Here is a 6,332-nt window from a genome sequence, read left to right on the forward strand (position 1 = left end):
TAATTACAAATATTTCTTGATTACATTATATCATAAAAAAACATTTTGTCAAATAAATTTTTTAATAAAATTAATGCAGTTGATCAAATCCTTCTCCAAAGACTTTTGTAGTATCTGTAACTGTAACAAAAGCAGAAGGATCATGTTCTTTTAAAAACTTTCTTAATTGTATAAACTGTCTTCTTTCAATAATTGTTATTAAAATGTCTTTTTCTGTTCCAGAGAAACCACCAACACCTTTAAGAACAGTGCAACCTCTGTCAAAGTCCTTTAGAATATAGTTTAGGACAACATCTTTATTAGATGTAATAATCATAATCTGTTTTCGTGAATTAAATCCCTCAATGAATTTATCGGTAATAAAACCAGTTATATATACACTTAAAAGCCCAACAAGTCCAAGTTCTATCCCAAATGCGAAAATTGCTAACAGAGTAACAATGGCATCAACGATAAAACTAGACATTCCATAGCCAATATGACAGTATTTGTTAACAATTCTAGCAATTATTGAAGTACCTCCAGTAGAAGACTCGTATAAGTAGATGATAGTTACTCCCAAAGCACAAATAGTACTTCCAAATACAGTAGCTAAAAATATATCCTTTGTAAGAGTATAATTTGGATAAAATTTTTCAAAAAGTGAAAGAAAAACAGATAAAAGTACAGTCGCATAAATGCTTTTAAATCCAAATTGCCCACTAATTACGATAAAGGCTAAAGTAAATAGGATTAGATTGCTAATGGCTACAAAAAGTCCTGTAGAAAATCCAAATATGCTGTTTACGACTAGTGCTAATCCAGTTACGCCTCCACTGGCTATTTTGTTTGGGAAAAAGAAAAATTGGAGTCCAATTGCAAGAATAAGAGTACCTAGTCCAATTAAAAAATATTCTTTAATCAATTTGAAAATTGCTTTTTTATTCATATAATATATATCCTCACTAAAAATATTTACGTTAATTTAGGATAACGTATAATCCTGTATTTTTTAGATATAAAAAGCGAAGTTTCAAAAGCATTTATTTATAAATGTTCTCATTTTTCACTTCGCTTAAATTTATTTATTAATATAAATCCAGTTTATATGTTAAATAATATAGTGGTTTATTTTGATTTTGTACTGCAAAGTCGTATTCGCTAAATGCTTTTTTTGCTTGAGGCATACTTTTTTGTAACTGTGCTGATAAACTGAATTTTTCTGTAATCATATTTGTAAGAGATCTTAGTTTCTTTGAAAAATCTTCTTCCAGATAAATATTTTCTACAGCATAATTTTGTCGTAATCCTAAATCTTTGGCCATTATTCTTATAACTTCATCAAGACTCGCAATTCCATCAACTAAATTTATATTTTTTGCTTCATCTCCAAGCCATATCTTACCTTGTGCATAGTTTTCAAGAGTATTTTCATCAATTTTACGATTTTTAGAAACACGTGATTTGAATTCTTTGTATGTCTCTTCCATTGATTGAGTAATTTTGGCACGAGATTCTTCAGATAGCGGAGCAAAGCTGTCATTGATATCAGAATATTTTCCTTTTGAGACTGAATTTGAATGAATTCCATATTTATTCTGTGCATTGTAAAGTTTTGGAATCATTGAAACCACTCCAATTGAACCTGTAATTGTGGCATTATTTGCAAAAACTTTATTTCCAGCCATTGAGATATAGTAACCACCAGAAGCTGCAGTATCAGACATTGAAACATAAATTGGAATATTTAGTTTTGTCAGTTCCTGATAAATTACTTCTGAAGCAAGAGCTGAACCCCCGCCTGAATTTACACGAAGCACAATTCCTCTTAAATTTTTAGTTTTCATAGCTTTTTCAACTTTTTCAAGGATATTATCAGGTGTTATAACTCCTTCTGTAACTCCATTTGGATCGTATAGAATTGAACCTTCAGCATAAATTACAGCAATAGTTCCATTTCTAGGATTTCCGATATTTTGATCTTTTACCCTTTTTTCATAATAGTCAGTAATATCTGCTACATTATCTTCACGAATATTTAAACGTTTTGTAAAATCAGAAAAATGTTCTAGTTTATCAACCAGGTTTTTATCACGGGCTGCAAATGGTGTCAAGCTTGTATCAGTTCCATTTACAATATCGGTGTTTAGTGCATTTTTATCAATCTTACGATTTTTGGAAATATCAGTGATGAACTTATCATATCTGTTTTCCAGTATTCTTGTAAGTTCTGAACGTAATTCAGGAGTCATTTCATTTCCAGTATAATTTTCACCATATGACTTGTAGTTTCCAATACGTACAACTTCCATATTTACTCCTAATTTATCAAACAATCCTTTATAGTAAATATCTGAATAATGATAACCAGTTAAATCCAAGCTGGCAGAAGTGGAAGGAACCATTATAACTTCATTTGCAATAGCAGCTAGCTTATAGTTAGCGTTTGTAATATAAGCTCCAAAAGCATATATTTTTTTGTTGTTTGCCTTTAATTCCTCAAATTTTTTCGAAAGTTCTTCAATTTTTGAAGATGATAAGTTTATCGTATCCAAGGAAATAATGATACCTTTTACCTGCCTGTTATTTTTTATGTCGTCTAAGCTCTGAAGGATATCCATATAAGATAGATTCTCTCTTTCTGAAAAAATGTCTGAACCTATGATTTTGTCTTCATTGGCATCAGAAACATTAAAGAGTATATACTCATAACTTTTTTTTGCATTTTCCTTTTTAGCTTTTGAATTAAAAATAGCAATAGCTGAAATTCCAATAATGATAGTTATAAATATTAATAATGAAAGTTTCAGAAAAAATGAATATATTTCTTTTAATGTGTATATCAAAGCTCTTTTGAAAAAATTCCAAAATTTCATTTTTTATTTTCCTCCTTAAGTAGTTTTATATATTAAATATGACAAATTATATCACTTTAAGTAATAAATAGCAATTAAATTTTCTACTTGCTAAATACCTAAATTTATGCGATAATTTAGCATATTTAAAAATAATTTAAATTTTATGAAGATGGAGGTATGAAGATGAGCGATAGAATAGTTATTACAGTTATTGGAGCCGATAAATCAGGAATTGTTGCGAATGTATCGACAAAGTTAAGTGAACTTAATTTGAATATTATAGACATAACTCAAAAAGTGTTTGAAAATGATATTTTTGCGATGATTATGCTTGTGGAAGCTTCTAAAAATACGGATATAAAAGGATTACAGGAAGAGTTTAAGGCGGTTGAGGAAAAGATTGGAGTAAGAGTTTACTTGCAACATGAAAATATTTTCAAGGCGATGCACAGAATATAATTTTTCAGAATTTTTCGAGAGCAATTATTATAAGAAATTTAGGAGGGAAAAATGAATTTATTACCTGATGAGATACTGGAAACGATAGATATGGTAGAAATGCAGCACCTTGACGTAAGAACTGTCACAATGGGAATAAGCCTGCTTGACTGCATTGATGCAGATGCCGAAAAAACAGCAGAAAATATTTATAACAAAATTACAGAAAATGGAAAAGATTTGGTAAAAATTGCTGATGAAGTGGCAAGTAAATACAATATGCCAATTATTAATAAAAGAGTTTCGGTTACTCCAATTTCAATAATTGGAAATGCAACTAACGCCGAAGATTACACAATTTTTGCAAAAGCACTGGATAGAGCGGCAAAAACAATAGGAATTGACTTCATTGGAGGATTTTCAGCACTTGTGGACAAAGGTTTTACACAAGGCGATATTAAACTGATAAACAGTATTCCGAAAGCGCTTTCTGAAACAGACAGAGTTTGCTCCTCTGTAAATGTAGGCTCTACAAAGTCAGGAATCAACTTGGATGCTGTAAAAATGATGGGAAAAACTGTAAAGGAACTGGCTGAACTTTCCAAAAATAAAGACGGACTGGCAGCCGCAAAATTTGTCGTATTCACAAATGCTGTTCCTGATAATCCGTTTATGGCGGGTGCATTTCATGGGGTAGAAAATCCAGATGTTGTGCTAAACGTTGGAATTAGTGGGCCAGGGGTTGTAAGACACACACTTGCTAACATTTCAAAAACAGCAAAAATTGATGAAATAACAGAAGCAATAAAAAAAGTAAGTTTTAAAATCACAAGAATGGGAGAATTAATCGGAAAAGAAGTTGCTGAAAGACTTGGGGTTGAATTTGGAATAATTGACTTGTCACTTGCACCAACTCCAGCAGTAGGCGATAGTGTTGGAAATGTACTGGAAGAATTTGGACTGGAGGCAGTCGGAGCTTATGGAACAACACTTGCACTTGCAATATTGAATGATGCTGTAAAAAAAGGCGGAGCAATGGCTGCAACTCGTGTTGGAGGCTTAACAGGGGCATTTATCCCAGTAAGTGAAGATCAGGGAATGATAGAAGCTACAAGCAAAGGATATTTGACGCTTGAAAAACTGGAAGCGATGACTTGTGTATGTTCTGTTGGACTTGATATGATAGCTATTCCAGGTGATACCTCAGAAGCTGTAATCTCTGGAATAATAGCAGATGAAATGGCAATTGGAATGGTAAACAGTAAAACTACTGCAGTTAGAATAATCCCAGTTCCTGGAAAAAAAGCTGGAGATAGAGTAGTGTTTGGAGGACTTCTAGGAGAAGCAGATATTATAAACATAAATAATTTAGACTGTTCTGTGCTAATTAATCGTGGTGGAAAAGTGGCTCCCCCAATTCAGGCATTAAAAAATTAATTTAAAAATATACTCGAACCCATTTAAAACCGAACTATTGAAAATTATATAAATTTAGGGTTTGAGTAAAATAGTCATAACTTTTAAGTTCGGCTTTAAAGCAGTTTTACTATACAACAAATAAAAAATAGAAAGTTAGGATTTACTCTTGGCTTTCTTTTTAAACTATAATTTAAAATAAGGAGTAATAAAATGTATCATATAAAAGATGAAGAATTTTTAAGAGGAAAAGTTCCTATGACAAAAGAGGAGATTCGTTTTGTAAGTCTTGGGAAAATGGAGATGAAAGATGATGATATTTGTCTTGACATTGGTGGCGGAACTGGTTCTGTGAGTATGGAAATGGCAAGATTTGCACGAAACGGAAAAGTTTTTGTAATTGAGCGAAATGACGAGGCAGTTGAGCTGATTCATAAAAATAAAGAAAAATTTGGATTAGAAAATCTTAATATAATAAAAGGAATGGCGCCAGATGGACTAAAAGACTTAAATACAAAGTTTAATAAAATTTTTATTGGAGGTTCGGCTGGAAATCTGGTGGAAATTATAAAATATTCTTATGATAATCTTGTTGAAGATGGAATTTTAGTATTAAATTTTATCGTACTGGAAAATATATCTACGGCTGTTGAGGAACTGAAAAAATACAATTTTAAAGATGTGGATATTTGTCAGATTATCGTAAGTAAAAATAGAAAAGTTAAGGATTTTAATATGATGATGGCAGAAAATCCAATTTATGTGATTACTGCGAAGAAATAATAAATAAAAATAATAATTTAAATTTGTGTAAAACTCTGAAAAGATATTTATTTATCAAGAATAATCAGAGAATTACACAAATTTTTTATATTATTTAATTTTATACACTTTACCAAATGACATTCCTACACCTTGATTTGAAATATCCCATCCATTCTTAGTCTTGCTTAACATTACAAAACCTGAGTTTTTCTTATATGTTTTAATTTTTGTAATTTCAGTATGAGCTACATCTGCTGTAATAGAAAAAACATCTTTTAAGTACAATTGTTCCTGAATTTTTGATGAAGATTTTTTTGAAATTTCACTTATATTAAATCCATATTTTTGTTTAAATTTAAACCCAATAGTTTTAATAATAGCATTATAATCTTTTTCAGAAAGATTTTTTACATTCGATTCATAAGAAACGGCTGCAACTGTATTAGAACGATATTCAATTTTCGTAATTATAAAAGAAGCGTCTTTAAACTGTTCTTCCATTAAAATTTTCATCACTTTAACTTCATTTGGAGAAGAAAATCCTAAAAACGCCGTAACTTCTTCATCTGTAACTTGAAATAAATTTTTCGGACTTAGCAGATTTTCAATCTGAGCATTATTTTTTTGCAATTCACTTTCACTAAGACTGACTTTATCGCTGCGAAAAACAGGGTAACTAAATAAGAACGAAGATATAGTAAAAGTTAAAATAACTATAAGTAATTTATTTTTCATAAAAATTCTCGCTTTCTATTTTTGATTAAAGTATAACTACGTTAATTATAGCATATTATTTTTGAAAAACAAGTTGGAAAATTATATTTAATTTTAGATATTTTTTGGAATAAATTTAACATAAAAATTTAAATAATATAA

General features: G+C 30.1%; 6 protein-coding genes. 3 read left to right on the top strand and 3 right to left on the bottom strand.

Annotated features, from left to right (window positions below):
• Nucleotides 1-70 precede the first annotated feature (70 nt).
• Together Q0370_RS11355 and sppA are read right to left on the bottom strand one after the other, a co-directional pair.
• Entirely contained in the window at nucleotides 71-928 is an 858-nt protein-coding gene (locus Q0370_RS11355; RefSeq protein ID WP_299575804.1) for a YitT family protein, read from the bottom strand.
• A 139-nt stretch (nucleotides 929-1,067) separates the two neighbouring features.
• Nucleotides 1,068-2,855 carry a signal peptide peptidase SppA gene (sppA, locus tag Q0370_RS11360; RefSeq protein ID WP_299575806.1) on the bottom strand — a complete coding sequence of 596 codons (1,788 nt, stop codon included), beginning with the start codon at nucleotides 2,853-2,855 and terminating at the stop codon, nucleotides 1,068-1,070.
• 165 nt (nucleotides 2,856-3,020) lie between these two features.
• Between sppA and Q0370_RS11365 the strand changes: the two genes are divergently transcribed.
• The 3 genes from Q0370_RS11365 (at nucleotide 3,021) to cbiT (ending at nucleotide 5,474) form a co-directional block, all read left to right on the top strand.
• Complete coding sequence (locus Q0370_RS11365; protein WP_299575808.1) at nucleotides 3,021-3,296, top strand: ACT domain-containing protein; 276 nt, start codon at nucleotides 3,021-3,023, stop codon at nucleotides 3,294-3,296.
• Between the two features lie 51 nt (nucleotides 3,297-3,347).
• Nucleotides 3,348-4,712, top strand: coding sequence for a PFL family protein (locus Q0370_RS11370; protein ID WP_299575810.1), 1,365 nt, complete (start codon nucleotides 3,348-3,350; stop codon nucleotides 4,710-4,712).
• A gap of 192 nt (nucleotides 4,713-4,904) precedes the next feature.
• Entirely contained in the window at nucleotides 4,905-5,474 is a 570-nt protein-coding gene (cbiT, locus tag Q0370_RS11375; RefSeq protein WP_147006094.1) for a precorrin-6Y C5,15-methyltransferase (decarboxylating) subunit CbiT, read from the top strand.
• Nucleotides 5,475-5,564: 90 nt separating this feature from the next.
• Here cbiT and Q0370_RS11380 read toward each other — a convergent pair whose 3' ends face one another.
• Nucleotides 5,565-6,191 (bottom strand): hypothetical protein, encoded by a 627-nt coding sequence (locus tag Q0370_RS11380; RefSeq protein WP_299575814.1) that lies wholly within the window; start codon nucleotides 6,189-6,191, stop codon nucleotides 5,565-5,567.
• Between the last annotated feature and the right edge of the window lie 141 nt (nucleotides 6,192-6,332).

Origin of the sequence: uncultured Leptotrichia sp. (assembly GCF_938036635.1) — a bacterium.
Lineage (GTDB): Bacteria > Fusobacteriota > Fusobacteriia > Fusobacteriales > Leptotrichiaceae > Leptotrichia > Leptotrichia hongkongensis.